The 24,171-nt window shown below is 68.1% G+C and carries 30 protein-coding genes; 22 read left to right on the top strand and 8 right to left on the bottom strand.

Features of this window, described 5'->3' with window-relative positions:
• Positions 1 to 85: 85 nt before the first annotated feature.
• The gene (locus MKK54_RS23375) at positions 86 to 1,534 is read left to right on the top strand and encodes a DEAD/DEAH box helicase family protein (RefSeq protein ID WP_244014838.1); all 1,449 of its coding nucleotides are present in this window, start codon (positions 86 to 88) and stop codon (positions 1,532 to 1,534) included.
• 47 nt (positions 1,535 to 1,581) lie between these two features.
• On the top strand, positions 1,582 to 1,974 hold the full coding sequence (locus tag MKK54_RS23370; protein ID WP_244014835.1) for a phage holin family protein: 393 nt from the start codon (positions 1,582 to 1,584) through the stop codon (positions 1,972 to 1,974).
• Positions 1,975 to 1,977: 3 nt separating this feature from the next.
• Here MKK54_RS23370 and MKK54_RS23365 read toward each other — a convergent pair whose 3' ends face one another.
• From MKK54_RS23365 to epmA, 3 genes are all read right to left on the bottom strand, one after another.
• The gene (locus MKK54_RS23365; RefSeq protein ID WP_244014833.1) at positions 1,978 to 2,427 is read right to left on the bottom strand and encodes a Tellurite resistance protein TerB; all 450 of its coding nucleotides are present in this window, start codon (positions 2,425 to 2,427) and stop codon (positions 1,978 to 1,980) included.
• Between the two features lie 124 nt (positions 2,428 to 2,551).
• Positions 2,552 to 3,616 (bottom strand): lysine-2,3-aminomutase-like protein, encoded by a 1,065-nt coding sequence (locus MKK54_RS23360; RefSeq protein WP_244014831.1) that lies wholly within the window; start codon positions 3,614 to 3,616, stop codon positions 2,552 to 2,554.
• On the bottom strand, positions 3,613 to 4,665 hold the full coding sequence (gene epmA, locus MKK54_RS23355; RefSeq protein WP_244014828.1) for an EF-P lysine aminoacylase EpmA: 1,053 nt from the start codon (positions 4,663 to 4,665) through the stop codon (positions 3,613 to 3,615). The genes MKK54_RS23360 and epmA overlap by 4 nt, the downstream gene beginning before the upstream one ends.
• Before the next feature lie 140 nt (positions 4,666 to 4,805).
• Between epmA and efp the strand changes: the two genes are divergently transcribed.
• Positions 4,806 to 5,432 carry an elongation factor P gene (efp, locus tag MKK54_RS23350; protein WP_409564233.1) on the top strand — a complete coding sequence of 209 codons (627 nt, stop codon included), beginning with the start codon at positions 4,806 to 4,808 and terminating at the stop codon, positions 5,430 to 5,432.
• A gap of 30 nt (positions 5,433 to 5,462) precedes the next feature.
• Here efp and MKK54_RS23345 read toward each other — a convergent pair whose 3' ends face one another.
• Positions 5,463 to 6,443, bottom strand: coding sequence for a DUF1624 domain-containing protein (locus MKK54_RS23345; RefSeq protein WP_409564238.1), 981 nt, complete (start codon positions 6,441 to 6,443; stop codon positions 5,463 to 5,465).
• Positions 6,444 to 6,746: 303 nt separating this feature from the next.
• Between MKK54_RS23345 and MKK54_RS23340 the strand changes: the two genes are divergently transcribed.
• The 10 genes from MKK54_RS23340 to MKK54_RS23295 all read left to right on the top strand — a co-directional run bounded on the left by MKK54_RS23340 (position 6,747) and on the right by MKK54_RS23295 (position 12,932).
• Positions 6,747 to 7,364: a cold-shock protein gene (locus MKK54_RS23340; RefSeq protein WP_409564232.1), complete on the top strand. Its 618-nt coding sequence runs from the start codon at positions 6,747 to 6,749 to the stop codon at positions 7,362 to 7,364.
• Positions 7,365 to 7,390: 26 nt separating this feature from the next.
• A complete protein-coding gene (locus tag MKK54_RS23335) occupies positions 7,391 to 7,873 on the top strand; it encodes a DUF192 domain-containing protein (protein WP_244014821.1) in 483 nt (160 codons plus the stop codon).
• Positions 7,874 to 8,014: 141 nt separating this feature from the next.
• Positions 8,015 to 8,500 carry a hypothetical protein gene (locus tag MKK54_RS23330; protein ID WP_244014819.1) on the top strand — a complete coding sequence of 162 codons (486 nt, stop codon included), beginning with the start codon at positions 8,015 to 8,017 and terminating at the stop codon, positions 8,498 to 8,500.
• 98 nt (positions 8,501 to 8,598) lie between these two features.
• On the top strand, positions 8,599 to 9,492 hold the full coding sequence (locus MKK54_RS23325; RefSeq protein WP_244014817.1) for a dienelactone hydrolase family protein: 894 nt from the start codon (positions 8,599 to 8,601) through the stop codon (positions 9,490 to 9,492).
• A gap of 155 nt (positions 9,493 to 9,647) precedes the next feature.
• The gene (locus MKK54_RS23320) at positions 9,648 to 10,088 is read left to right on the top strand and encodes a response regulator (protein WP_244014815.1); all 441 of its coding nucleotides are present in this window, start codon (positions 9,648 to 9,650) and stop codon (positions 10,086 to 10,088) included.
• 74 nt (positions 10,089 to 10,162) lie between these two features.
• Positions 10,163 to 10,384: a hypothetical protein gene (locus MKK54_RS23315; RefSeq protein WP_244014813.1), complete on the top strand. Its 222-nt coding sequence runs from the start codon at positions 10,163 to 10,165 to the stop codon at positions 10,382 to 10,384.
• A gap of 139 nt (positions 10,385 to 10,523) precedes the next feature.
• A complete protein-coding gene (locus MKK54_RS23310; RefSeq protein ID WP_244014811.1) occupies positions 10,524 to 11,732 on the top strand; it encodes a chlorophyllase/cutinase-like alpha/beta fold protein in 1,209 nt (402 codons plus the stop codon).
• 40 nt (positions 11,733 to 11,772) lie between these two features.
• The gene (locus tag MKK54_RS23305) at positions 11,773 to 12,384 is read left to right on the top strand and encodes a glutathione S-transferase family protein (RefSeq protein WP_244014809.1); all 612 of its coding nucleotides are present in this window, start codon (positions 11,773 to 11,775) and stop codon (positions 12,382 to 12,384) included.
• A gap of 62 nt (positions 12,385 to 12,446) precedes the next feature.
• Positions 12,447 to 12,647: a hypothetical protein gene (locus MKK54_RS23300; RefSeq protein WP_244014807.1), complete on the top strand. Its 201-nt coding sequence runs from the start codon at positions 12,447 to 12,449 to the stop codon at positions 12,645 to 12,647.
• A gap of 108 nt (positions 12,648 to 12,755) precedes the next feature.
• On the top strand, positions 12,756 to 12,932 hold the full coding sequence (locus MKK54_RS23295; RefSeq protein WP_003599466.1) for a DUF1328 domain-containing protein: 177 nt from the start codon (positions 12,756 to 12,758) through the stop codon (positions 12,930 to 12,932).
• A 164-nt stretch (positions 12,933 to 13,096) separates the two neighbouring features.
• Here MKK54_RS23295 and MKK54_RS23290 read toward each other — a convergent pair whose 3' ends face one another.
• On the bottom strand, positions 13,097 to 13,315 hold the full coding sequence (locus MKK54_RS23290) for a NepR family anti-sigma factor (RefSeq protein WP_244014805.1): 219 nt from the start codon (positions 13,313 to 13,315) through the stop codon (positions 13,097 to 13,099).
• 180 nt (positions 13,316 to 13,495) lie between these two features.
• On the opposite strand from MKK54_RS23290, the gene MKK54_RS23285 reads away from it, so the two are divergent.
• Complete coding sequence (locus tag MKK54_RS23285; protein ID WP_244014803.1) at positions 13,496 to 14,299, top strand: response regulator; 804 nt, start codon at positions 13,496 to 13,498, stop codon at positions 14,297 to 14,299.
• Positions 14,300 to 14,779: 480 nt separating this feature from the next.
• Here the strand turns inward: MKK54_RS23285 and MKK54_RS23280 are convergent, their stop codons facing one another.
• Together MKK54_RS23280 and MKK54_RS23275 are read right to left on the bottom strand one after the other, a co-directional pair.
• Positions 14,780 to 14,926 (bottom strand): hypothetical protein, encoded by a 147-nt coding sequence (locus MKK54_RS23280; RefSeq protein ID WP_244014801.1) that lies wholly within the window; start codon positions 14,924 to 14,926, stop codon positions 14,780 to 14,782.
• A 282-nt stretch (positions 14,927 to 15,208) separates the two neighbouring features.
• Complete coding sequence (locus MKK54_RS23275) at positions 15,209 to 15,403, bottom strand: general stress protein (RefSeq protein ID WP_279597528.1); 195 nt, start codon at positions 15,401 to 15,403, stop codon at positions 15,209 to 15,211.
• 302 nt (positions 15,404 to 15,705) lie between these two features.
• Here MKK54_RS23275 and MKK54_RS23270 point away from each other — a divergent pair, with 302 nt between their 5' ends.
• Entirely contained in the window at positions 15,706 to 16,149 is a 444-nt protein-coding gene (locus MKK54_RS23270; RefSeq protein ID WP_244014797.1) for a cyclic nucleotide-binding domain-containing protein, read from the top strand.
• Positions 16,150 to 16,172: 23 nt separating this feature from the next.
• Here the strand turns inward: MKK54_RS23270 and MKK54_RS23265 are convergent, their stop codons facing one another.
• On the bottom strand, positions 16,173 to 16,616 hold the full coding sequence (locus MKK54_RS23265; RefSeq protein ID WP_244014796.1) for a VOC family protein: 444 nt from the start codon (positions 16,614 to 16,616) through the stop codon (positions 16,173 to 16,175).
• Positions 16,617 to 16,897: 281 nt separating this feature from the next.
• Between MKK54_RS23265 and MKK54_RS23260 the strand changes: the two genes are divergently transcribed.
• From MKK54_RS23260 to MKK54_RS23230, 7 genes are all read left to right on the top strand, one after another.
• The gene (locus tag MKK54_RS23260) at positions 16,898 to 17,539 is read left to right on the top strand and encodes a L,D-transpeptidase (RefSeq protein WP_244014793.1); all 642 of its coding nucleotides are present in this window, start codon (positions 16,898 to 16,900) and stop codon (positions 17,537 to 17,539) included.
• A gap of 78 nt (positions 17,540 to 17,617) precedes the next feature.
• Positions 17,618 to 17,770 carry a DUF3096 domain-containing protein gene (locus tag MKK54_RS23255; RefSeq protein WP_244014791.1) on the top strand — a complete coding sequence of 51 codons (153 nt, stop codon included), beginning with the start codon at positions 17,618 to 17,620 and terminating at the stop codon, positions 17,768 to 17,770.
• A gap of 146 nt (positions 17,771 to 17,916) precedes the next feature.
• Positions 17,917 to 20,589, top strand: coding sequence for a pyruvate, phosphate dikinase (gene ppdK, locus MKK54_RS23250; RefSeq protein WP_244014789.1), 2,673 nt, complete (start codon positions 17,917 to 17,919; stop codon positions 20,587 to 20,589).
• Positions 20,590 to 20,808: 219 nt separating this feature from the next.
• Positions 20,809 to 21,072 carry a hypothetical protein gene (locus tag MKK54_RS23245; protein WP_244014787.1) on the top strand — a complete coding sequence of 88 codons (264 nt, stop codon included), beginning with the start codon at positions 20,809 to 20,811 and terminating at the stop codon, positions 21,070 to 21,072.
• Positions 21,073 to 21,241: 169 nt separating this feature from the next.
• Complete coding sequence (locus tag MKK54_RS23240; RefSeq protein WP_244015257.1) at positions 21,242 to 22,252, top strand: cell wall hydrolase; 1,011 nt, start codon at positions 21,242 to 21,244, stop codon at positions 22,250 to 22,252.
• Positions 22,253 to 22,445: 193 nt separating this feature from the next.
• Positions 22,446 to 23,045: a hypothetical protein gene (locus MKK54_RS23235; protein WP_244014785.1), complete on the top strand. Its 600-nt coding sequence runs from the start codon at positions 22,446 to 22,448 to the stop codon at positions 23,043 to 23,045.
• A gap of 138 nt (positions 23,046 to 23,183) precedes the next feature.
• A complete protein-coding gene (locus MKK54_RS23230; protein WP_244014782.1) occupies positions 23,184 to 24,170 on the top strand; it encodes an MDR family oxidoreductase in 987 nt (328 codons plus the stop codon).
• Position 24,171: the final 1 nt, after the last annotated feature.

Raw genomic sequence — 24,171 nt, 5'->3', positions numbered from 1 at the left:
TGCCGCAAAGACTTCGCGCGGGGTGTGGCGCGTTCTCCGCCAGAACAGAATCGCGGGCCGCGGGCTGCGCCGGACGCGCGTTCTGATGCCGGATGGGACGCTGCTGGTTCCACGCCCGCACCAGGCCGAGGCGAGCCGGGCGATCCTCGCCGCGCGCATGGCCGGGCGCCGGGGATTTCTGCTCGGCGACACGACGGGGCTCGGCAAGACGCTATCGGTCTGGAGCGCGGTCGCCGCGATGCCGGAGCGCGAGATCCTGATCGTCTGTCCCAAGGGGGCGATGCCGCAATGGCGCCGGACGATCGCGCTCTCGGGCCTTGCCCCGAAGGCGGTCACGCTGACCAATTACGAGCGCACCAAGGCCCTCATGGCTCCCCCGCCGGCGAGCAACCGCCGCTCGACGCGGGCGAAGAACAACGCCCTGGCCAAGCACGGCACGCCGAAGCGGGCCTGGCCCCTGGTGGTGTTCGACGAGAGCCACCGCATCCGGAATCCTTATGCCCAGCAGAGCCTGGTCTGCCGACAGATCGCGGAGGCGGCCGGCTTCACCATCTATCTCAGCGCCACGGCGGGTCAGGCGCCGCACGAACTCTCCTATCTCGGACCGCTTCTCGGCGAGGCGGCGGGCGAGCCCGCGCAGACACTGGCCGAGTTTCGCGGCCTGATGCAGCGGCTCGGGATCGGCAGGGCCAAGGGCCGCTGGACCAACTGGTCCTGGGAGGCGAACCCGCGCGACTGCACCGTGATGGCCGACCTGCTGTTCAAGGGACCGCGCGCGATCGGATTGCGGCGGCGCCCCGCCGACATCGCCGGATGGCCGGAGGTGCAGCGCGAACTCAGCCCCGTGGCGCTGAGCCCGGCCGAGCGCCGCCTCTACGACGCCACGTGGCGCGAGTTCCGCCGCGAGTGGGGCCTGCTCGGCGGATCGACCCGCAAGCCCGCCGGTTGGGCGGCCGACCTGCGCTTTCGCCAGAAGGCCAGCCTGCTGCGGGTCTCGGGCACCGCCGCCTTCGCCGATCTGCTGATGGAGGAGGGCCATCAGATCGCGATCTCGATCGCCTTCCTGGAGACGGGCGAGGCCCTCGTGGCGGCCCTGCGCGCGGCGGGCTGGCGGGCCGACGCGATCACGGGGACCCGGTCGGGGGAGGCGAACGAGGCGACGCGGCTCGGCTTCCAGGCCGGGCAGCTCGACGCGGTGGTCTTCACCGTGACCGAGTCGATCTCCCTGCATCAGGGCGAGATGCCGGGGGGTGAGAAGCCCCGTGCCCTGATCGTCCACGACCTGCGCCACAGCGCGATCCAGCTGGCGCAGATCGAGGGGCGCTGCCACCGCGACGGCCGGCGGGCGACGATCTACTACGCGCTCGCGGAGGGCACGGTGGAGGAGGGCATCGCCGCCACCGTCGTCGGCCGCATGGCCTCGATGGAGGCGATGGCGGGCGAGGATACGATGCTCCTCGACGCCATCGCGGCGGCGATCGGCACGGCAGGGAAACCCGATGCGGCCGGAACGGGATCGGAAAGCCACGGTTGAGGCCTTCGGGGCCCCCGCTGGGGGACACGCACAGGGAACTGGACTCCATGGGACGACCGACGGCGAGCCTGCGCACGCTGATCAGCGAGGGCCTGCGCCACGGCGGCGACCTCGTGGGCCAGGAACTGGAATTGATGCGGCGAGAGACTGACGGGAACATCCAGGCCATCCTGGGTCTCGTCGCCACGTTCGGGACCGCGCTCGTTCTGGTCGTGGCCGCGATGGTGATGCTGTTCGTCGCCCTGGTGAAGGGACTCGCGGCGCTGATCGGCTCGGAAATCCTGGCCGCGCTCATCGTCGGCAGCCCGTTCGCCGCCATCGCCCTCGTCCTAACGACGCTGGGCCTGCGCCGGATGGCCCGCTCCAACCTGTTGCCGCGCCGCTTCGAGCGTCAGGTGGGGAAGGATGCGGCCCTGGTCACGGAGCGCGCGTCCGACTGAGGCTCACGCCCCCGCCGCCGAGCCCAGCAGCGCGTCCTTGTCGACGCCGAGGGCGGCCGCGATCTCGGCGAGCGCCGTGTGCTCCACGGCGCTGATGCCCGCCTGATCGGCGACGTCGGCGGCGATCAGGAACACGCTCATGCGCTGGATGCTCTCGCGCGCGGCGATGGCGGAGACAAAGCGAAGATTCTCCGCGCGCCCGGCCCGGGTCCGCGCGCGGGCGATTCCCTCGAACAGCTCCGCCTCCAGCTTCAGGGTGTCGTAGCCCTTCTCCAGGATCGGGTTGGCGCGCATGCCCGCGAGCGCCGCCTCGATCTCCTCCTCGTCGATCTCGTAATCCGCCAGGATGACGTTGGCCGCGGCCGAGACCGCCGCCTCCATCAGGGGGCGATCGCCGATATAGGCCGTCATCGTCTGGTTGAAGCGCCCGATGAAATCCTGGAACACACCCATCAGCTTCCCCGAGAGTCCTGGCGTTCCGCGACGCGTGATCCGGGCGGATCGCCGCCATCGGAGCCGCGAAAGGTCGCGGGCATCAGAAGCTTAGGCTCGAAGACCTGTCAACGCGCCGCCCGTGTCAGGACCCGTCTGGTTCGGGGGGATAGGCGTGCGCCGTCCCATTCGGATCGGTGACGCGCCAGCCGGCCCCGTCGGCCTCGAGATAATCCGGGCCCACCGGGACCTTGCCGTGCCCCCCCGGAATGTCGAGCACATAGAGCGGTTGAGCGAGGCCGGAGAGGCGTCCGCGCAGGTCCCTCACGAGGGCACGCCCCTGATCGAGCGTCGTGCGCAGGTGCCCCGTACCCGGCGCGAGGTCCCCGTGATGGAGATAATAGGGCTTGATCCGGTTCTCCACGAAGCGGCGCATCAGGAGGCTCAGTGTCTCGGGATCGTCGTTGATCCCGGCGAGCAGCACGGACTGGCTCACTATCGGAATGCCGGCATCCACGAGCCGCGCGATGGCGGCCATCGCCGCGGGCGTGAATTCGCGCGGATGGTTGGCGTGGAGCGCGACGAAGACCGCACCCTCGAATCGCTTCAGGGCGGCCACGAGCGCGTCGGTGACGGAGCCCGGCTCGACCACGGGCACGCGGGTGTGGAAGCGCAGGACCCGGACATGCGCAATGCCGGCGAGCGCGGCCGCGATGCTCCCCAGCCGCCGCGGCGAGAGCGCGAAGGGGTCGCCGCCCGTGACCACGACCTCCCAGATCTCGGGCCGATCCGCGATGTAGGCCAGCGCCCGCGCGAGATCGGCCTCGCTCAGCGTTCCGAGTCCGTCCGGCCCCACCACCTCGCGCCGGAAGCAGAAGCGGCAATAGACCGGGCAGACATGGAGCGGCTTCAGCAGGACCCGGTCCGGGTAGCGGTGGACGAGGCCGGGGAGGGGGCTGTGGGCATCGTCCCCGATCGGATCGGCATTCTCCTCGGGGCGGGTCTCCAACTCCTCCGCCCGCGGCAGGAACTGGCGCGCGATCGGGTCGGCGGAATCCTGCGCGTCGATCAACTCCGCCATGTCGGGCGTCACCGAGACCGCGTAGCGCGCCGCCACCGCCTCCAGGGCCGGGAGGGCGGCCGGGGCGACGAGCCCCGCCCGAACCAGGGCGCCGGGATCACGCAGCGGCCGATCCAGGGGCCGTTTCATGCCGGCAGCCGCGCCACGGGCGTCCAGATGACGTCCTCGATCCGGGGCGCGCCGGTGGCGAGCATGACCAGCCGGTCGAGTCCGAGCGCGATCCCGCTCGCCTCCGGCATGATCGCGAGAGCCGCCAGGAAATCCTCGTCGATGGGGTAGGTCTCTCCGTAGACGCGCGCCTTCTCCTCCATTTCCAGGATGAAGCGCCGGCGCTGCTCGTCGGCATCCGTGAGTTCGCCGAAGGCGTTGGCGAGTTCGACGCCGCAGGCATAGAGCTCGAAGCGCTCGGCCACGCGCGGGTCGCGCGGGCTCGGTCGCGCCAGGGCCGCCTCGCTCACCGGGTACTCGCACAGGATGGTCGGCCGGCCGAGGCCGAGATGCGGCTCGACGCGGGCGACGAGGACGCGGCTGAAGAGATCCGCCCAGGTGTCGTCGTCCGCCACGCGCAAGCCCGCCTGCCGGACGGCGGCGGCGAGCGCATCCCGATCGGTACGGCCATCGTGGTCGATCGTGGCGAGAAGGTCGATGCCGGCGCGCTCCGCGAAGGCTTCGGCCAGCGTGACGCGCTCGAAATCCGCGAACGGGTCGGCCTCCCGGTCGCGGTAGCGCAGGCGGCGCGCCTCCGCCGTCTCGGCCGCGAGCGCCAGCAGATCAGCGCCGTCGCGCATGAGTTCGGTGTAGTCGGCGCCGGCCCGGTACCATTCCAGCATGGTGAATTCGGGATGGTGCAAAGGTCCGCGCTCGCGGTTGCGGTAGACCCGGGCGAAGCTGACGATGCGCGCTTCACCGGCCGCCAGCAGCTTCTTGCAGGCGAATTCCGGCGAGGTGTGGAGGTAGATCGCCTCGGCCCTTCCGTCGGGGGCCTGCATCTCGGTGGCGAAGGCGCAGAGATGCGCCTCGTTGCCCGGCGAGACCTGCAGGGCGGCGGCTTCGACCTCCACGAAATCGGCACGGGCGAAATGCGCGCGGAAGGCCGCCACGATGCGATTGCGCGCCATCAGGGCCGGCCGGCGGTCGGCGTGCCGATGCGGCATCCACCAGGGAGAGGGCGTGTTCATGGCTGAAGCGAGGACATGGGAAAGAGGGCAAGGGAAACATGAGGTGGGGGAATCGCCGCCTTTGGAGTGCCGGCTCGCCGTGCGACTGGCAACGGGGGCTCGGATAGGTTAGTGGCGGGGCCAAGATGTCGCCCCCGCGGATGAAACCGCGCCGGGGCGTCGCGTCCGTTTTTCCAACGAACACAGCAGGACCAGACCCCGTGAAGGTGATCGCCTCTACGCTCCGCAAGGGCAACGTCGTCGACAAGGATGGCAAGCTCTACGTCATCCTGACGGTCGAGAACATCCACCCCGGCAAGGGCACGCCCGTTACGCAGCTCGACATGCGCCGCATCACCGACGGCGTGAAGGTGTCCGAGCGCTACCGCACCACCGAATCGGTCGAGCGCGCCTTCGTCGAGGACCGGGAGCACACCTTCCTCTACGAGGACGGCGAGGGCTTCCACTTCATGAACCCCGAGAATTACGACCAGGTCGCGATCCCGAAGGACGTCGTCGGTTCCGCCGCCCCCTACCTTCAGGAAGGGATGGCCGTGATGGTCTCGACCCATAACGGCGTGGCGCTGACCCTCGAACTTCCGCAGCGCGTCACCCTCGAAGTCACCGAGACCGAGCCGGCGATGAAGGGCCAGACGGCCTCCTCGTCCTACAAGCCCGCCATCCTCTCCAACGGCGTGCGCACCGCCGTGCCGCCGCACATCGCCGTCGGCACCCGCGTGGTGATCATGACCGAGGACGGCTCCTACGTGGAGCGCGCCAAGGACTGAACACCCGGCTCGGCGGGGAGCGGCACCGTCTCAGGGAGCGGGCGCCGTTCCCTCCGCCGCCTCGTAGCAACCTTGCGACAGACCCTGCGCCCGCGCGCGTTCCTCGGCGCTGAAGCTGCGGGGCCTGTCGGCCCAGAGGCCCTCGCGGCGAAAGGCATCGGAGACGCAGATGGCCGCCTTGGCGCAGGCTTGAGAGTCTCCGCCCGTTGCCGTGCAGTTGCGCTCGTAGAGTGACCGGAATTCGCGGACGCCCGCCTCCGGATGCGGTCCGGTCAGGCTCACGAGGCCGGTGAACAGCGCCATCAGCACGGGCTGGTGCACGAGGTAGACCGCGAGGCTGTGACGACCCGCGAAGGTGAGGCCGCGCCCGATCCGCCCACCCGCCCGCCAGGCGCCGAGCGTCGTCCGGGCGAAGGCCGGCAGCCCGTAGCGGGCCAGGGCGATGCCGGCCAGGATCAGGCCGAACCAGGGAAACAGCGGCACGTAGTCGTTGGTCTGCGGCGTTCCCTGGCCGAGGCCGAGGAAGGCCAGGACCGGCGCATCGAGGGCGTCCGCCGCCACGAGATGCGGGCCTGCCAGGACCACCCCCGCGCCGAGCAGAGCCGCCCAGGCGGGCAGGCCGCGCACGAAGGGCAGCGCGAGGACGCTTGCCAACGCGATGCAGTGCAGGATGCCGAAGAAGATGTAGCTCGAGGGGTCGGTCACCAGCGTCGCGCCGGTCACGAGGAGCGCGCCCCCGGCGATCCGGGCGAACCGAAGGGCGAAGCGGCGCGCCGCGAAACGCGTTCCGTTCATCAGCACCAGACCGATGCCGACGAGGAGCAGGAAGCTACCGGCGATTCCGTGAGCGGCGACACGCCCGAGCGGCGTCAACGCATAGTTCTCCGGTGTCAGGCGCAAGGCACCGAGATCCCAGGTCGCGTGATAGATCGCCATCGCGACGAGCGCGGCCCCACGCGCCGCGTCGATGGCGTCGAAGCGCGGGTGGAGCGTGGCGGGCGGGGAAGGCAGGCTCTTCATGGCCGTGGCCCTAGCATCGATCGACGGCACCCGCGACGGAGCCCGGAGACGGAGCCCGCCTGCCGGGGACCGTTCGGCGGATGCCTAACAAAATTTGAAGCGAGGCGGCGGCCTCCCGAAAATGCCTTTCCCTCGGACGGCGTTACGCGCGTTCGGGCTGTTGCGCGCGCACCGCCGTGCCGAACAATACGGCACCGAAATCCGCGCGCGGTCGCCAAACGGGCTTCCGCAGAGTCGCGACTTTGTTAATCTCTCGTGCGGGTCGCTTGGCGTGATTCGGTGTGGGTTGCTTACATGTCGGACGATTTCGGTTCAGGCCCCTTCGGGCGGCATTCGTCGGGACATTCCGACGACACCCGCACCGGGGAAGGCCTGGGTGCGGAGACCCAACGCCCCCTCGATCTCGTCGAAGTCGTGGGCCGGATCAAATGGTTCGATGTCGCCAAGGGTTTCGGCTTCATCGTTCCCGATGACGGTTCGGCCGACGTGCTCCTGCATGTCACCTGCCTGCGCCGCGATGGACACCAGAGTGCGAGCGAGGGTGCCCGCATCGTCGTGGAAGCCACGGAGCGGCCGCGCGGCTGGCAGGCTTTCCGGGTCGTGTCCCTGGATCAGTCGACGGCGACCCATCCCTCGGAGCTGCCGCTGCCGCGCACCCATGTCACCGTGACCCCGACGAGCGGACTCGAGACGGCCGTGGTGAAGTGGTTCAACCGCCTGCGCGGGTTCGGCTTCCTCAGCCGAGGCGACGGCACGCCGGACATCTTCGTGCATATGGAGACGCTTCGCCGCTACGGGATCGCCGAACTCAAGCCCGGCGAGATGGTTCTCGTCCGCTACGGCGACGGCTCGAAGGGCAAGATGGCGGCGGAAGTCCGCCTTCTGGATGGCGCGCTGCCCGCTTCACATTGACGGATGGTCCGGTGATCTCTCGACGCATGAACGCTTGGCGCGATGGCCTTCGCGCGCTCATCGCCATAACGCTCCTGGGGCTCGCGCTCGGGCCGGCGGCCGCGCAGGATGCGGCCTCGGGTCCAACCGAAAGCCTGAGCATCGTCGGCCGCGAAGGGCGGCACCTCTTCAACGTCGAGGTGATGCGCACCGATGCGGACCGCTCGCGTGGCCTGATGTACCGCCGCTCCATGGCGCCCGACCACGGGATGCTGTTCGACTTCCAGGCCTCCGCCCCCGTGGCGATGTGGATGAAGAACACCTACCTCCCCCTCGACATGCTCTTCATCCGGGCCGACGGCAGCATCGCCAAGATCGCGGCCGACACCGAACCCCTCTCCACCAAGGTCATCCCGTCGAACGAGCCCGTGCTCTCGGTGCTCGAACTCAACGCCGGCACAGCGGCGCGGCTGAAGCTTCACGCGGGGGACCGTGTGGAACATCCCCTTTTCAGCACGACGCGGCGCTGAGATCGAACCGTCCGACAAACACGAACACACCGGGAACAGAGCCTTGACGCCTGTTCCGTTTCGGATCACTGTTCCCTTAATGTTCTGAACCGATCCGGTGGCGCCCTTCCGCGTTGCCGGAAACGTCGACGAGGGGACACCATGTTCGACCAGCTGCCGGACGATACGTGCGTGATCACGGGCCGCCTGTTCGAGAACGCCGAGTGGCGTGTGCTGGGGGATGGGCTCGAACATCGCGCCACGGGTTACTTCATTGCCCGCGACACGTTCGCGATGCGGCGGGGAGATCTCTGGGAGTGGCCGCTGCACCTGGCGGAGAAGAGCTGGTGCAGCCTTCGCAGCTTCCGGGAAGCGTTTGTGGCTGCGGTCGAGGCTTTCGGCCTCACGCCCGACGCGGACCTCTCGCGATCCTTCGTGGCGGGCTTCGGCCGCGTCGCGAGCCCGGGTCTCAAGGCCCGCACGGATGAGTTCGTGGCGCTCGGGGAGATCGTGCGGCCGAAGACCGGACAGCCCGCCCCGGCCCGCAAGCGCGCCGGTGCCGGCGAGCCGCGCCCAGCCGCGCGCCATGCCGGGATGCGGGCTCCCCAGCGAGCCAACGACGTCACGCGCCAGCGCGTCACGCTCTGAGACCCGCTCCCGGCACGCCTCGCGGATGGTCACCATGTCTCGACGTCCTAGATGACGGGGTCAGATCGAGAACCTGCCTCAGACCTGTCGGGGACATCATGTCGAACGCGTCGGACCCCCATGAGAACGATCCCTTCAGCCAACTCGACGGGCTTCTGACGCCGCCCTTCTCGCGGCGTGGCTTCGTGATGACGAGCCTGATGACGGGTCTGACCCTGGCAACGACATCGGTCGAAGCGCAGGTCATCCAGACGGATGCCGAGGGTCTGGAGGCCGGCGAGGTCAAGATTCCGACCGCCGATGGCCCGATGCCGGGGTACCGCGCGATGCCGGAGGGCGCGGGGCCGTTCCCCATCGTCCTCGTCATCGAGGAGATCTTCGGGGTACACGCGTATATCAAGGACATCTGCCGCCGCCTCGCCAAGGTCGGCTATTGCGCCGTCGCGCCCGAACTGTACGCGCGACAGGGCGACCTTTCGACGATGACGGACGCCAAGCTCATCATCCGCGACGTCATCTCGAAGACCCCCGACGCTCAATGGATCGCCGATCTCGATGCCGCCGCGTCCTGGGCCGTCTCGGCCTCGCGGGGCGACGCCGCCCGGCTCGGCACCATGGGCTGGTGTCGTGGCGGGCGCGCCGTCTGGCTCTATGCCGCCCATCGCCAGGACCTGAAGGCGGGCGTCGCCTGGTACGGTCCCGTGGGTGGGGATCGCACCGAGATCCAACCTCGCACCGGGATGGACGTGGCCGCCGAGATCCACGCACCGATCCTCGCGCTGTATGGCGGCGCCGATACGGGCATCCCCGTCGCGGCCGTCGAAGCGGCCCGGGACAAGGCGAAGGCCGCCGGCAAATCCGTGGAGCTCGTGGTCTACCCGGACGCGCCACACGGCTTCCACGCGGATTACCGGCCGAGCTATCGCCCGAAAGAGGCCAACGACGGATGGGCGCGGGCGTTATCCTTTCTGAAGGCACACGGTGTTGGCTAAATCTCTCCCGAAGGCGTGACCTCTAAAGCACAACGGGACTGTCGTGTGGCTGAGACTCACCCGATAGTCCCTTCAGCCACATTGACACTTTTCTTCACTCATGGCGCAACGATGCAAGCGGCCCGCCGTTCTGGCCTGAAGAGCGTTCCGGACCCATGAGTGCTGTGACTGCCTCGGACTCACGCCCCGTGATCCTCGTCGTGGAGGACGAGCCCGACGAGCGTTTCCTCGCGGCCGAACTGCTCGAGGAAACCGGCTTCCGGGTGATCGAGGCCGAGACGGCCGAGCGTGCCCTCGCCATCCTCAACGATCGCGCCGACGAGGTCAGCGTCGTGTTTTCCGATGTCCGGACGCCGGGCCCCATCGGTGGCTTCGAACTCGCGCGCATCATCGGTGTGACGTGGCCGCGCGTGCGCGTGCTCCTTACCTCCGGCGATGCCGGAGATCAGCCGAGCGATCTGAGGGTCTCCGCGACCTTCATCCCGAAACCCTGGCGCGCCGTGGACATTCTCGCCTGGGTGGAGGAAGCCGCCGGCCGTCCCGATGGCGCGAAGGCGAGCCCGGACGTGATCGGCTCACCGGCACGGCGTGCCTGAAGATTTATCATACGTTAATGGAAACATGTGGCTCCAGGCCCGTTGACCGGTCTCCACAAGTGAGAGGCCGAGCGATGGCCCATGAGACCGCAATGAAATCTGTCAGCGCCGCGTGCGCCCAAATGCCGAGCGACCCCTGGTCGTCGCTCACCGTTCTGTCGGATCAACGAATGTTGTCGGCGCTCGGCGGCAACCTGCGGGACGTCTACGCGGACGTGACGGATTCCGCCCAGCCGAGCGATCTGCTCCGTCTCGCCGCGATGATCGATGAGCAGCGCAGCCGTTCGAACGGCTGAGAACAGAAATCCGGCACCCGGGTGCGGCGGGAATACCGCACTCAATGCAGCACGTTTGTCGTATGATCTCCGCCGTGATCGGGTTCGTGTGCCGAGGGACGAACCCTTGGCGGGAGCCGACCGGTGAATCGGGTTCGTCATGCGTCTGAACGTCCACCCCGGCCATGCCACCCTGAGGCGCGCCGGCATCGGCCTCGCCGCTCTTTTGGCGACCGTTCTACCTGTCCTGGCGGCCGCCCCCCCACCTCAGCCCAAGGACGGGCCCGGAGGAATGGGGGACAAGTCGGTCGCCGTCACCAAGCGTGGGTTGGGCAAGGCGGGAGCCGGCAGCTTCGTTTTCTATCCGGCCGCGCCGGCCCCGGCCGAAGGACGGCCCGTGGTGGTCTTCCTTCACGCCTGGGGTGTCCCGAATCCGCAAGCCTATGGCGGCTGGATCGACCATCTGGCACGCACGGGGGCTCTCGTGGTTTTTCCCCGGTTCCAGGACGTGAACCGAACCCGGCCGGCGGATGCCAGCGCCAACGCCGAGCGCCTGCTCAAGGCCGCCCTGTCCGAACTCGCCGGCGATCCGGAGGCGAAGCCGGATCCGAAGCGGGTCGCCGTCATCGGGCATCTGGCCGGCGCGCCCATCGCGGCCAACATCGCGGCGGATGCCGCCGAACAGGGCCTCCCGATCCCGCGTCTCGTCTTCGCGGTGATGCCCGGCGGCATCGCCAGCGATGCACGGGCGCGCGGCATCGTGCTCCACGACCTGTCGCGCATCAATCCGGAGACCCTGGTGATCACGGTGATCGGAGACCGTGACGCACGCGCCGCCGATCTCGCCGCGCGCCGCCTCCTGCGAGAGACGAGCGGTGTCCCGAGCGACCGTAAGCTCTTCCTGCGCGCGCTCTCGGACGATCATGGTTTTCCGGCCCTGACCGCGACGCTGACCTCGCCGGCGGCCGTCGATCCCGCCTATGACGGCACTGCGATCAAGCTGCCACCCGAGCCGCCGCGCGACCCGAAGCAGCCGGCACCGCCCTTCAAGTGGTCGCCCGACATGGCGCTCACGGGCGAGCAGACCACCCTGGTGTCGCAGATCAACAATGCCCGGGCCGACAGCCTGGATTACCTCGCCTATTGGAAGACCTTCGACCTCGCGGCCGCCGCCGCCTTCGCGGGCACCGACGCGGGAAGCCTGAAGAGCAATGCGCGCTTCAGCGACATGGAGCGCTGGGCCGATGGCTGGCCGGTCAAGCGCCTCGTCGTCGAGACCCCGCGCGCGAGCCCGCCCGCGGCCACCACACAGCCCGCGCCGGCACCAACGGCAGCGCGGGGAAAACCCGCGAGTTCGCGCCGCCCGTAATCCACGGCATGAACCTCGTCACCGAGCCGGAACGATCCCGATGCAACTCTTCCATTCCCATTTCTCGCCGTTCGCCCGCAAGGTCATGGTCGTCGCTTTCGAGCATGGCCTGACGGAATCCCTCGAGCTCCTGCCCACGGCGGCGCACCCCGTGAAGCGCGACGGCACGATCCTGGCGCGCCACCCCCTGGCGCAGGTGCCGACCCTGATCGATGACGAGGGGCATGCGATCGCCGACAGCCGCGTCATCTGCGAGTACCTCGATGCGCGCGCGGGCGGTGGCCTCTTTCCCCCGTCGGGCCCGGCGCGCTGGATCGCCCTGGGTGACCAGTCGACCGCCGACGGGATGCTCGATGCGGCGCTGCTGATCCGCTACGAGTTGACCGCCCGCCCGGAATCCGGGCGCTCCGACGGCTGGATCGCCGGACAGACCGCCAAGATCGTGAGCGGATTGGCGAGCTTCGAGGAAGCGGCGGTCCGTCTCGGAGACCGCGTCGATATCGGGACCATCGCGCTGGGATGCGCGCTTGGCTATCTCGACCTGCGCTTTCCGGAGATCACCTGGCGCGCGAATCACCCGGCGCTCGCCGCCTGGTACGAGGTCTTCTCGGCTCGCCCGGCGATGCTGGCGACGCGCCCGCCGGCGGCCTGAAGCCCGGAACCGCTTGGCGCAAGGGTTGCGTGGTGAGGTCCGGGTCCATCGGATACGTCACCATGCCCGACTTCATCACCGGTCTCGCCGCTGCGGCCCTGTTCTGCGCGGGCATTCTCATCTTCAACGGGCTGACGCGGCTCGCGCTCCAGCTGAACGTCGCCCCCCTCGATCTGGCTGAGAACGGCTTCGTTCAGTACGGCCTCGCCCTTGCCCTGTCCGGAGCGCTCTGGCGCAGGCACGCCCGCGCCCCAAGGTGTTGAAAACGTGGCGATCCTGTATCCCTCGCAGGAACCGTATCCGTAACTTGTCGTTATTCAGGCATGAGGTCGCAGCCGATGCTGCACCGTACTTGATGAAGGGGTGGTCACATGCTCGGATGGGCCGTTACGTTCCTGGTCGTCGCTCTGGTTGCGGCACTGCTCGGCTTCGGTGGCATTGCCGGCACGGCGATGGAAGCCGCCAAGCTCGTGTTCTTCGTGGCGATCGTGCTCTTCGCCATCTCGGCCGTCATCGGCCTGATGCGCGGCCGCTCGCCCACGCTCTAAACCAGACCGGCGCCCGATAGGGCGCCGGGAAGCAGAGGCGCAAAGGGACCGCTCCTCGCAAAGAGCGGTCCTTTTTTATTTGCCATGGGCGGGCGCTTCGATCCCGACCAAGGATCCCGACCAAGCCTTTCCCGGCCAAGCCGTCGCTCATCGGGTCCTTGTCCTTAAGAATCAGTGCTGGGTGCGGAGGCATCGAGCTTGGCGATCAGGTCCCGAAAGCGATCGGGCACGGGCTGCTGCACGATGGTGTCGTACATGGCCCGCAGGTGCAGTCCGATCCGCTTCTGCGTATGATCGCTGAGGCCCTGGCCTGGCGCACCATCGAGCGTCTTCGCGGCGCGCCCCTCGGACGAGGGGCCGACGCCCGATTCGGAGTCGTCCATTCTTTAGTCCCCTTGGATGTCGACAAGCGACATCGCCGCGATTGTTTTGCGGCTTCACATAGGCCATGGCTGCACCTGCAACGCCGGTGTGAACAATCGGTTCCCAGCCGGCGGAACGGAGCCCCGCATTCCGCGTTGTGGCGGAGGCGCCCGAGAGAACGGCAAAGCCAAGGGGATATAATGTCGACAGCTCAACTCGTCGTTCAGCATCTGCCGTACCTGCGCCGTTACGCGCGGGCGCTGACCGGCAGCCAGGTTGCTGGCGACGCCTACGTGGCGGCCACGCTGGAAACGCTCGTGAACGAGCCCGAGACGCTCGGTCGGAGCTCCAACGTCAAGGCCGACCTGTTCCGCGTCTTCACGCGCATCTGGAATTCCCTCTCGGTCAACGGCCAGAGCGAGCAGGTGCAGCACGATCTGCCGGCCGAAGTGCGCCTCGGCCAGATCACGCCGCTGCCGCGCCAGGCTTTCCTGCTCTCCTGCCTCGAGGGTTTCTCGGAGGAGGACGCGGCGATCATCCTCGACGTCGATGTGGGTCAGGTGCGCGATCTCGTCGACGAGGCCGGCCGTGAGCTGGCCGCCGACATGGCGACGGACATCCTCATCATCGAGGACGAGCCGCTGATCGCGATGGATCTGGAGGCCCTGGTGGAGGGTCTCGGCCACAACGTCATCGGGGTGGCCCGCACCCGCACCGAAGCCATCAAGATCGCCTCCGGTGGGACGCGCCCCGGCTTGATCCTGGCGGATATCCAACTCGCCGACGGCAGTTCCGGCCTCGACGCCGTGAACGACCTCCTGAAGACCTTCGAAGTTCCCGTGATCTTCATCACCGCCTATCCCGAGCGCTTCCTCACCGGAGAGCGACCGGAGCCGGCATTCCTCATCGCCAAGCCGTTCCAGCCCGCCAATGTCTCGGCGGTCATCAGTCAGGCGCTGTTTTTCCAGCAGAGCGCGCGTCGCCGCGAAGCCAAGTCGGCCTGACGGGGCACCTCACACGTTCGGTGCAGCAAAACCCCGGTCCAGGCCGGGGTTTTTCTTTGCTCTCTGCTTCCGCGAATTCCACGGACGACGCACAAAAAAACGGGCCGGAGAAATCCGACCCGTTTGAAGGTTCCGGCCTATGCACAAGGGGAATGCGGGGGAGGACCAGGCGGCCGGGTGCATAGACAACAGCGGCTTCGCCACAGGGTTCCAAAATCCGCACCGATGCGCCACTTTTCCAAAAATCGATGTATCCGTGCAACAACTTTGGGACCGCACCGTGGTGCGCCGCACGCAACCGAGACAATCTTCGCGACCTCCTTAACTTCGTAACATCCAGTTCAGAATGGTTAAGGAACCGTTTTTCCGGGTCCGCGTTGATGTGACAACCTGTCAAGCTCCACGGGAGATCACGGCGATGTCACGGTCTGGTTTCTTCCTCAGCGTGAGTGGACCGGCCGCCATCTTGACGCTGTTGATTCATCCCACCATCCGCCAGACCGCAGACCAGTGGACGCCGGCGACCCAGATGATCGTTGCGCCCTCGACGTCGGCAGCGGCGCTGCCCTCTTCGGACAAAGGGGCGGTGGAGGTGGCTTCGATCCCGAACGCCGCGCCGCGTGCCATGCCCGCCCTCCCGACGACGGGCCGCACCGCCAGCGACAAGGAGGCCCCGCGCATGCGGAAGCCCCTTCAGGAGGGGTGTGAGCGGGCCATTAGTTCACTCGCTGGCCCCGAGGCGCGTCGTATGGTGCCGGGTCGCTGCATGACCTGATCTCGGCCGACATCGCCGCACTCGTTCACCCGACCCACAACGAAAAACCCCGCTCGGACTGAGCGGGGTTTTTCGTTGTGGGTATCCCGTAGCAAAAGAAGCGCGCGGCCCCTTCGAGCCGCGCGCGGTCAGCCTTATTCGTCGCCGGGACGACCGGTCCCGCTCGACTGGCCGCCCTTGCGGCCCGCGTTCGAGGCCAGTTCACGATCCTGGGAAAACGAGCGCTTCTCGGCCGGAACGCTGCGTCCGCCCTTGCTCGCGATCTCTCGCTGCCGCTCGAGATCCATCGACGCGAAACCTCGCTTCGAGGTGGAATTTCCTGATGCCATCAGCGCCTCCTCAGCATTGCTTTCACTGGAAGGATAACCTTTGCCAATATCGATGGTTCCTCGTCTCGCACCAGGGCCAGCAAAGGGGTCACCCACGATTGTGCATTAATCTAAGCTTAACCGTTCGAGCGTGGATCGATCCGTCGCCGTGAGGCTGCCGGCGGCCTCCGATCTCAGCCGAAGACGCATCCACGGCAACGCCCATCCGTGGCGGGGGTCTGGACAAAGGCGCGGCGGCCCGCATTGGATGCATCCCTGTCGTGCCGTGCCCGGAGGGACGTCGCACCATTGGAGCCCGTCCCATGACCCTCGACACCGAGGTTTCGTCCTTGCGCCAAGTCCCGCTGTTTCGCGGGGTGGAGCCGTCGCGCCTGAAGCTCCTGGCTTTCACGAGCGAGCGGGTGCATTTCGAGACCGGCCAGCAATTGTTCGCGCGGGGCGATGCGGCCGACGCGGCCTACCTCCTGCTCGATGGCTCCGCGGAGGTCTCGATCGACGGTCCGCAGGGACCGTTCCGCCTGGCGCTCCTCGGCGCCAACGCGCTCGTGGGCGAGATGGGCATCCTCGCCGATCAGCCGCGCTCCGCGACCGTCGCGGCCTCGGCCCCCGTCACGGCCCTGCGGATCGACAGGGCGGTGTTCCTCGAGTTGCTCGCGCAGTTTCCCCAGATCGCCATCGCGGTGATGCGCGAACTCGCGCTGCGCCTGGAGCAGACGAACCAGCAACTCGCGCAGAGTCAGGGCTGAGCGAACGCCGGGCGGGGCAGGCCTCATGCCTCCGGGTAGGTGATGAACTCCATCAGCGAACCATCCGGATCGCGGAAATAGAGGCTCAGCCCCGGCCCAGCCGCGCCGTTGCGCGGGACAGGGCCGAGTTCCACCGGAATGCCATGCGCGGCCAGATGCGCGGCCGCCGTCTCGATGGGACCCGACCAGCGGAAGCAGAGATCGCTGTTGCCGGGCATGACCGGGCGTTCGGCCAGGGGCGTGGCGGTGACGCCCGGGCCGTGCACGTTCAGTTGCACGCCACCGAAGCGATAGGCGAAGCCCGCTCCGCGCGGAATGATCTCCGCCTGCAGGACCTCGCCGTAGAAGGCGTTGGAGCGCTCCCAATCCGTCACATGAATCACGCAATGGTCGAGATGGACCGCGGGCGCCAGGTTCGCGAGCGACGATTCCGCGTCCACCATCGGCAGGGTCTGGGTATCGGCCATATCGGATCTGGTCCCGGTCGGATCTTGATTGGATCTTGCCCGGCGGCGTCGGGACACGGGCGGATCATGTGTCCCGTCTCCGCATGACGCAATGGCGCCGGATCGCACCCGGCCCGTTCGTGGTCGATGCGCCCGCTCCCGGGATCGCCGATCGGCTTCGACGCAATTCGGACGCGACATGGCGGCATCCCTGCGGCGGGAAAGACACAACGTGCGCGGCTCCGGGGGGCTAGTCAGGGGACAGAGCCGTCCGTCCGACGTGTCGAACCGTGGAGCCCTCCATGCCGTCCCGCCGCCTTGCCCTCGGCCTGATCCTGATCGCACCTCTCGCCGCGTGCCAGTCGCGCGGTCCCCAGACCCTGGCGCAGGCCGACGAAGCGGCCTGGTACACCGGTTCGATGCCGGACAAGCCCTTCGACGTGCCGCTCGTCGACACCTCGCGCCTCGATCCGAAATATCGGCGGCAAGTCGTCCGCTACACCGGCCCCGAGAAGCCGGGCACCATCGTGGTCGATATCGATGCGCGGCAGCTCGCCCTGGTTCAGGACGACGGCACGGCCATGCAGTACGGCGTCGGTGTCGGCAAGCTCGGGTTCTCCTGGAAGGGACAGGCACGGGTCGGCCGCAAGGGCACATGGCCCGATTGGCGCCCGACCACGACGATGGTCTCCCTCAATCCCGACCTGCCACGCACCCTCAAGGGCGGGGTCGACAATCCCCTGGGAGCCCGTGCGCTCTACCTCTACCAAGGGTCTCGCGACATCCTGTTCCGCATCCACGGCACGAACGAGCCCTGGAGCATCGGTGAACAGATGTCGTCCGGCTGCGTCCGCATGCTCAACGAGGATATCGTCGATCTCTATGAGCGCGTTCCCGTCGGGGCAACCGTCCTCGTCAAGAGAAACGGCAAGTACCGGGTCTGACGAAAGTCGTCGGCCCAACCGTCTCTCGGCCGCGACGGGACATGAGCGGCACACAGGCATGACCGGCAGGGAGGGCCCATGACAATCACCATCTCGAGCCTGCAGCCGATCATCGCGCTCGCGGCGGGCGTCCTGATCCTGATCGTACCGCGACTGCTGAACTTCATCGTCGCGATCTACCTGATCCTTGTCGGCCTCATCGGCCTCGGTGTATTTCGCGCGGTCTCCTGAAGCCCTCGTCCGAGGTTACACGGACGCGAAAGCGTTACAGCCTTGCGGCCAGCTCGCCCCGTTCATCTTGCGTTGCAGCAGGAGATGGTCCAACCCGCCGTGCTAGGCGTGGGGTGCTTTTCACTCCTGCAACCGGACGGATGAACATGGGCAAGTGGGTCTACTCCTTCGGTGACGGCAAGGCCGAGGGCCAGTCGTCCATGCGCAATCTCCTGGGCGGCAAGGGCGCGAACCTCGCGGAGATGTCGAATCTCGGCCTTCCGGTCCCCCCCGGCTTCACCATCACGACGGAAGTCTGCACCTATTATTACGATCACGGCCAGCAGTACCCGGCCGAGCTGAAGGCGGAGGTCCAGGCGGCGCTCGACGCGGTCGGCGCCCTGACCGGCCGTGGCTTCGGCGACCCCGAGAACCCGCTCCTCGTCTCGGTCCGTTCGGGTGCCCGCGCCTCGATGCCGGGCATGATGGACACGGTGCTCAACCTCGGCCTCAACGACGTGACCGTGGAAGCCCTGGCGACGGGCGCCGGCGACCCGCGCTTCGCCTACGATTCCTACCGCCGCTTCATCACCATGTATTCCAATGTCGTCCTCGGCGTGGAGCATCACGCCTTCGAGGAGGCGCTGGAACACTACAAGGAAGGCAAGGGCGTCAGCCTCGACACCGAACTCGGGGCCGAGGATTGGAAGCACCTCGTCGGCAAGTACAAGGCCATCGTGAAGGCCGAGCACGGTTCGGATTTCCCGCAGGCACCCGAGGACCAGCTCTGGGGGGCGATCGGCGCGGTGTTCGATTCCTGGATGATCCCGCGCGCCAAGAAGTACCGCGAGCTGAACAACATCCCGGAGAGCTGGGGCACGGCCGTGAACGTCCAGGCCATGGTGTTCGGCAACATGGGCGACACCTCGGCCACCGGCGTGGCCTTCACCCGCAACCCCTCGACGGGTGAGCGCGCCCTCTACGGCGAGTTCCTGATCAACGCCCAGGGCGAGGACGTGGTGGCGGGCATCCGCACCCCGCAGGACATCACCGAGAAGGCTCGCCTCGAGGCGAAATCCGACCGCCCGTCCATGGAGCTGGCCATGCCGGACTCCTACGCCGAGCTGGTGCGGATCTACGGCCTGCTCGAGAACCATTACCGCGACATGCAGGACATGGAGTTCACCATCGAGAGCGGGAAGCTCTGGATGCTCCAGACCCGCAACGGCAAGCGCACCGCCAAGGCGGCCCTGCGCATCGCCGTGGACCTCGCGGCGGAAGGCCTGATCACCGAGGAGGAGGCCATCGACCGCGTCGAGCCGGCGGCGCTCGACCAGCTCCTGCATCCGACCATCGACCCCAAGGCCGAGCGCAAGGTCATCGCCTCCGGCCTGCCCGCTTCGCCGGGCGCCGCCACGGGTGAGATCGTCTTCAATTCGGAGGACGCGGAGGCCGCCCGCAAGGCCGAGCGTAAATGTATCCTCGTGCGCGTGGAGACCTCGCCGGAGGACATCCACGGCATGCACGCCTCCGAGGGCATCCTGACCACCCGTGGCGGCATGACCAGCCACGCGGCGGTGGTGGCGCGCGGCATGGGCAAGCCCTGCGTCTCCGGCGTCGGCTCGATCCGCGTCGACTACAAGGCCGGCACGCTCTCGGTCGCCGGCACCGTCCTGAAGGCCGGCGACAAGATCACCATCGACGGCTCGACCGGCCAGGTCCTGCTCGGCGAGGTGGCGATGCTGGAGCCGTCGTTGTCGGGCGAGTTCGCCACCCTGATGGGCTGGGCCGACAAGGTGCGCACCATGAAGGTCCGCACCAACGCCGACACGCCCACCGATGCGCGCGCCGCCCGCAATTTCGGCGCCGAGGGCATCGGTCTCTGCCGCACCGAGCACATGTTCTTCGAGGGCGACCGCATCGTCGCGGTGCGCGAGATGATCCTCGCCGACGACGTCGAGGGCCGCCGCTCCGCGCTCGCCAAGATCCTGCCCTACCAGCGCCAGGACTTCGTCGAGCTGTTCACCATCATGTCGGGCCTGCCCGTCACGATCCGCCTGCTCGATCCGCCGCTGCACGAATTCCTGCCGCACACGGATGCCGAGGTGCAGGACGTCGCCAAGAGCACCGGCGTCTCGGAGGACAAGCTGCGCCGCCGGATGACGGAGCTGCACGAATTCAACCCGATGCTGGGCTTCCGGGGCTGCCGCCTCGCCATCGCCTTCCCGGAGATCGCCGAGATGCAGGCCCGCGCCATCTTCGAAGCGGCCGTCCAGGCCGCCAAGGAGACCGGCGCCCCGGTCACGTCGGAGATCATGGTGCCGCTGGTCTTCACCAAGATGGAGTTCGACATCGTCAAGGCGCGCATCGATGCCATGGCGAAGGCTGTCGCTGCCGAAACCGGAGGCACGGTCGATTACCAGGTGGGCACGATGATCGAGTTGCCGCGCGCCGCCCTGCGGGCCGGCGACATCGCCGAGACCGCCGAGTTCTTCTCCTTCGGTACCAACGACCTGACGCAGACCGCGCTCGGCATCTCGCGGGATGACGCCGCGACCTTCCTCGGCGCCTACACCCAGAAGGGCATCCTGGCCGCCGATCCGTTCATCACGATCGATCAGGAAGGCGTCGGCGAGCTCGTGCGCATCGGCGTGGAGCGGGGCCGGGCGGTCCGGCCCGACATCAAGCTCGGCATCTGCGGCGAGCATGGCGGCGACCCGTCCTCGATCGGCTTCTGCCAGGAGGTCGGCCTCGACTACGTGTCGTGCTCGCCCTACCGCGTGCCGATCGCCCGTCTCGCGGCGGCCCAGGCCGCGCTTGCGGCCAAGCGCGCGAAGTAAGGCCTGATCCGCGGCCCGCGCTGCGGGTCGGCACCGCCGAAAATATCCATCCGGGGCGGCGTGAAGCCGCCTCGGGATCGGGCCGAAACCATCCGTTCAACAAATTGTCGAAAACGCGGCGAACCGATTTCGCGCGGGCACGTTCAGTGCTAGTGCCGAACCGTTGCGCGCGGGTCATTCTGCTCACAGGGGCGGCAGACAACGCGTGGGATCGCCGGCATGAACGATACCAGCCCACCCCCCCTTTTCATGAACGAAAATCCCGTCGCGGTTCCGTTGCCGCGAGCGGTCCAGCAGGCCTACCTGTGGGTCGTCACCGGCCTCGGTGGCGTCGCCACGATCGCGCTGTTCGTCTTCGCCGTCGCCACCCAGAGCGGGGCGGACGCGGAGCGGATTGCGGGCGCGCAGAACGATGAACGCTCGAGCCTGGCCGTGCTGATCGGCGGCCTCGCCGCCACGCACGGGCGACCCGGCGCGCCCTGAGCGCCGTCTCTTAACGGCTCCGCAACCATACCGGATGATAGTTGAATGCACGGGCCGCCTCGGCACTTGAGGCGGGCGGCCGGTGTGTTTTGCGTTCAGTCAGCGGGTCGGTCGCGTGGGTACGAGACGGTTACGACGTGCGTCGCACCTGCGCTGGCTCAGTGCCGCGATGGTGCCCTGGACGGCCGGCTTCGGCCTCCTCGTGTCCTTCACCGCCACGGCGGGAACGGACACGACCGGGGGTGCGGCGAGCCTCGCCGATCGCGCGACCCGCGTCGGCCCGACGGCCTCGCCCGGAGCACGCCTGAGCGGCACGCAGACCCGCACCCATCCCGCTTGGCCTTCCGCTTCACGGGCCGGGCGCGGTGACACGGTTCGGAACGTGGCGGGCAGCCTTCTCGTCGAGGCGAGCCTCTCGGATTCGACCGGCGGCCTGCTGCGGCCTGGACCGGCAAACTGGAGCCCGGACCTCGACACCGGCTTCGTGCCTGCTCCCGACTTCGGGCTGGCTCCGAGCGTGGACGGCGAGGAGCGCGTCGTCGTCCTGGAGGACGGCGCCACGCCCGCGATTCCACGCGCGGAGGCCCTGTCATCCACCACACCGGCGCCCGCCGATGCGACGCCGGTCGAGGTGGCCGCCGCCAGCCTCGCCTTTCCGGGCCTCTCGCCCCGGCCGGGACGAACGGACAATCCGACCCTGACGACGCCGGGCCCGGACGAATCGCCCGAGATCGCGCGTCACCGCTACGCCGACCTGATCGGGCCGGACGCCATGGACCGGGAGCAGCGCTGCCTCGCCGAGGCCGTCTATTTCGAGGCCCGCAGCGAATCGGAAGAGGGTCAGGCGGCCGTGGCTCAGGTGGTCCTGAACCGGGTGAAAAGTGGGCTGTATCCGAGCAACGTCTGCGGCGTCGTCTACCAGAACCGGCATCGCTACATGGGCTGCCAGTTCTCCTTCGCCTGCGAGGGCAAGGCGCTGCGGATCACCGACGGAGCCTCCTGGCAGAGCGCCACCCGCATCGCCAGCGCGGTGATCGAAGGCCGGACCTATCTGAGCGAGGTTGGGGGGGCGACCCATTACCATGCGGATTACGTGAAGCCCGGCTGGTCGCGTCGGCTGAAGAAGATGGACGTCATCGGCCGGCACATCTTCTACCAGCTCAAACGGGGACAGACCTGACTTTGTGAATCGTTCCAGCAGTTTTTACCTAAGTACTGAAACTCCTAAGTAGTCCTAAGCTTGGGTTAATTTTACCCTGACTCCGGATTGAGCTTGCTCGAACGGCAACTTGGCGGCCTCTGATACGTCGAGATGCGCGCGGCTTCGCGTGCCATCCCGTCCTGTTCAGCGTCTCAGCCCCGAGGAACCCGTCATGACCGCGCCGGTCGCACCACGTCTGCTCTTCGCCGCCATCGCCGGCGCCGTGCTCACCCTCTCGTCCGCCTCCTTTTCGACGGCCCAGGCCGGTGGCTGCGGCGGCGCCGAATGCTACCGTCACGTGAACACGCCGCCCGTGTACGGCGCCGTGTCCGAGCGCGTCCTCGTGCGTCCCGCCGAGACGGTGTATCGCACCATCCCGCCGGTCTACGAGACCGTGTCCGAGCGCATCCTCGTCGCCCCCGGCGGCCGGGTCTGGCAGACGCGGCGCGACGCCTACGGCGAACTGATCGGATGCTGGGTGAACATCCCGCCCCAATATTCCGTCCGTCATCGCCGCGTGCTGGTGCAGCCCGCCCAGTCGATTCCCGAGACGATCCCGGCCGAATATGCCAGCGTCCGCCGCCGCGTGCTGGTGCAGCCCGCGCGCTCGGGCTGGGTCCCGGCCAATTATGGGCAGGGCGGCTATCCGGGCGCCTACGGCCCCAGCCTGGTCGGCTCGCTGCCGGACGCCCTGGGCATCGCCGGCGCCAGTTCGGCCGATGTGGGTGTCGGCCTCGGCTTCTCCTCGGGCAGCATCTACGACGGTTACTGAGCCCCACGAATTGAGCGCGCCGATCGGCCCCGGATGCCCCGGCATCCGGGGCCGATCGATTCATGGACCGCTCCATTCTGCACGGCTTGATTCACGGGTCGCCTGCCACACCTGTGAAGCGGGAAGGGGAGGTTCGTCATGGGTCAGTTCAAGGCTTGGGTGGTCGAGAAGACCGAGACGGGCCAGTCGCTCGCCTTCAAGGATTTCGACGAGGCCGACCTGATGGACGGTGACGTGACGGTTCGGGTCACGCACTCGACGGTGAATTTCAAGGACGGTCTCGCGATGACCGGCCGCTCCCCGGTGGTCCGCCGCTTCCCGATGATCCCCGGCATCGACTTTTCCGGCGTGGTCGAGCGTTCCGATCATCCGAACTACCAGCCCGGCGATGCGGTCGTGCTCACGGGCTGGGGCGTCGGCGAAACCCATCTCGGCGCCTATGCGCAGCGGGCTCGCGTCAAGGGCGACTGGCTGGTGCCGCTGCCGGATGGCCTGACACCGGCCCAGGCCATGGCGATCGGCACGGCGGGCTATACCGCGATGCTGTGCCTGATGGCCCTCGAACACCACGGCGTGACGCCCGCACAAGGGCCGGCCCTGGTGACGGGCGCTTCCGGCGGCGTCGGCTCCGTGGCGGTGGCCTTGCTGGCTCGCGCGGGCTGGCACGTCATCGCTTCCACGGGCCGCGAGTCGGAGGCCGATTACCTGCATGGGCTCGGCGCGACCGAGATTCTCGACCGGGCCGAATTGGGCAAGCCCGGCAAGCCCCTGGCGAAGGAGCGTTGGGCGGCGGCGATCGATGCCGTCGGCTCCACCACCCTCGCCAACGTCCTGGCGGGAACGAAGGCGGACGGAGCGGTCGCCGCCTGTGGACTGGCGCAGGGCATGGATCTGCCGACCTCGGTCGCGCCCTTCATCCTGCGTGGCGTCGCGCTCCTCGGGATCAACAGCGTGACCACGCCCTACGAGAAGCGTCGCGAGGCCTGGGGCCGGCTCGCGCGCGAACTCGACCACGACACGCTCGCGTCCATGACGCAGACCGTTCCACTTGCGGAGGTCGACGCGGTCGCCGAGGCGATCCTTGCGGGACGCGTGCGGGGCCGGACCATCGTTGAGGTTGCGTGAG

The sequence above is a fragment of the Methylobacterium sp. J-068 genome (genome assembly GCF_022829445.1).
Lineage (GTDB): Bacteria > Pseudomonadota > Alphaproteobacteria > Rhizobiales > Beijerinckiaceae > Methylobacterium.
The sequence above is the reverse complement of the archived record's forward strand: the minus strand, read 5'-3'. Positions and strand labels throughout refer to the sequence as shown.

Excerpts from the sequence above, each read along its gene's own strand:
- MKK54_RS23335 (WP_244014821.1), top strand. The coding sequence starts at position 7,391 with ATGAACGCTTGGCGCGATGGCCTTCGCGCGCTCATCGCCATAACGCTC.
- MKK54_RS23240 (WP_244015257.1), top strand. The coding sequence starts at position 21,242 with ATGGTGCCCTGGACGGCCGGCTTCGGCCTCCTCGTGTCCTTCACCGCC.
- MKK54_RS23255 (WP_244014791.1), top strand. The coding sequence starts at position 17,618 with ATGACAATCACCATCTCGAGCCTGCAGCCGATCATCGCGCTCGCGGCG.
- MKK54_RS23315 (WP_244014813.1), top strand. The coding sequence starts at position 10,163 with ATGGCCCATGAGACCGCAATGAAATCTGTCAGCGCCGCGTGCGCCCAA.
- MKK54_RS23290 (WP_244014805.1), bottom strand. The coding sequence starts at position 13,315 with ATGGACGACTCCGAATCGGGCGTCGGCCCCTCGTCCGAGGGGCGCGCC.
- MKK54_RS23325 (WP_244014817.1), top strand. The coding sequence starts at position 8,599 with ATGTCGAACGCGTCGGACCCCCATGAGAACGATCCCTTCAGCCAACTC.
- MKK54_RS23370 (WP_244014835.1), top strand. The coding sequence starts at position 1,582 with ATGGGACGACCGACGGCGAGCCTGCGCACGCTGATCAGCGAGGGCCTG.
- MKK54_RS23310 (WP_244014811.1), top strand. The coding sequence starts at position 10,524 with ATGCGTCTGAACGTCCACCCCGGCCATGCCACCCTGAGGCGCGCCGGC.
- MKK54_RS23375 (WP_244014838.1), top strand. The coding sequence starts at position 86 with ATGCCGGATGGGACGCTGCTGGTTCCACGCCCGCACCAGGCCGAGGCG.
- efp (WP_409564233.1), top strand. The coding sequence starts at position 4,806 with ATGAAACCGCGCCGGGGCGTCGCGTCCGTTTTTCCAACGAACACAGCA.
- MKK54_RS23270 (WP_244014797.1), top strand. The coding sequence starts at position 15,706 with ATGACCCTCGACACCGAGGTTTCGTCCTTGCGCCAAGTCCCGCTGTTT.
- MKK54_RS23245 (WP_244014787.1), top strand. The coding sequence starts at position 20,809 with ATGAACGATACCAGCCCACCCCCCCTTTTCATGAACGAAAATCCCGTC.
- MKK54_RS23285 (WP_244014803.1), top strand. The coding sequence starts at position 13,496 with ATGTCGACAGCTCAACTCGTCGTTCAGCATCTGCCGTACCTGCGCCGT.
- MKK54_RS23320 (WP_244014815.1), top strand. The coding sequence starts at position 9,648 with ATGAGTGCTGTGACTGCCTCGGACTCACGCCCCGTGATCCTCGTCGTG.
- MKK54_RS23230 (WP_244014782.1), top strand. The coding sequence starts at position 23,184 with ATGGGTCAGTTCAAGGCTTGGGTGGTCGAGAAGACCGAGACGGGCCAG.
- epmA (WP_244014828.1), bottom strand. The coding sequence starts at position 4,665 with ATGAACACGCCCTCTCCCTGGTGGATGCCGCATCGGCACGCCGACCGC.
- MKK54_RS23340 (WP_409564232.1), top strand. The coding sequence starts at position 6,747 with ATGTCGGACGATTTCGGTTCAGGCCCCTTCGGGCGGCATTCGTCGGGA.
- MKK54_RS23365 (WP_244014833.1), bottom strand. The coding sequence starts at position 2,427 with ATGGGTGTGTTCCAGGATTTCATCGGGCGCTTCAACCAGACGATGACG.
- MKK54_RS23330 (WP_244014819.1), top strand. The coding sequence starts at position 8,015 with ATGTTCGACCAGCTGCCGGACGATACGTGCGTGATCACGGGCCGCCTG.
- MKK54_RS23360 (WP_244014831.1), bottom strand. The coding sequence starts at position 3,616 with ATGAAACGGCCCCTGGATCGGCCGCTGCGTGATCCCGGCGCCCTGGTT.
- MKK54_RS23280 (WP_244014801.1), bottom strand. The coding sequence starts at position 14,926 with ATGGCACGCGGCGCGGCGTTCGGGATCGAAGCCACCTCCACCGCCCCT.
- MKK54_RS23305 (WP_244014809.1), top strand. The coding sequence starts at position 11,773 with ATGCAACTCTTCCATTCCCATTTCTCGCCGTTCGCCCGCAAGGTCATG.
- MKK54_RS23235 (WP_244014785.1), top strand. The coding sequence starts at position 22,446 with ATGACCGCGCCGGTCGCACCACGTCTGCTCTTCGCCGCCATCGCCGGC.
- MKK54_RS23295 (WP_003599466.1), top strand. The coding sequence starts at position 12,756 with ATGCTCGGATGGGCCGTTACGTTCCTGGTCGTCGCTCTGGTTGCGGCA.
- MKK54_RS23275 (WP_279597528.1), bottom strand. The coding sequence starts at position 15,403 with ATGGCATCAGGAAATTCCACCTCGAAGCGAGGTTTCGCGTCGATGGAT.
- ppdK (WP_244014789.1), top strand. The coding sequence starts at position 17,917 with ATGGGCAAGTGGGTCTACTCCTTCGGTGACGGCAAGGCCGAGGGCCAG.
- MKK54_RS23300 (WP_244014807.1), top strand. The coding sequence starts at position 12,447 with ATGCCCGACTTCATCACCGGTCTCGCCGCTGCGGCCCTGTTCTGCGCG.
- MKK54_RS23260 (WP_244014793.1), top strand. The coding sequence starts at position 16,898 with ATGCCGTCCCGCCGCCTTGCCCTCGGCCTGATCCTGATCGCACCTCTC.
- MKK54_RS23265 (WP_244014796.1), bottom strand. The coding sequence starts at position 16,616 with ATGGCCGATACCCAGACCCTGCCGATGGTGGACGCGGAATCGTCGCTC.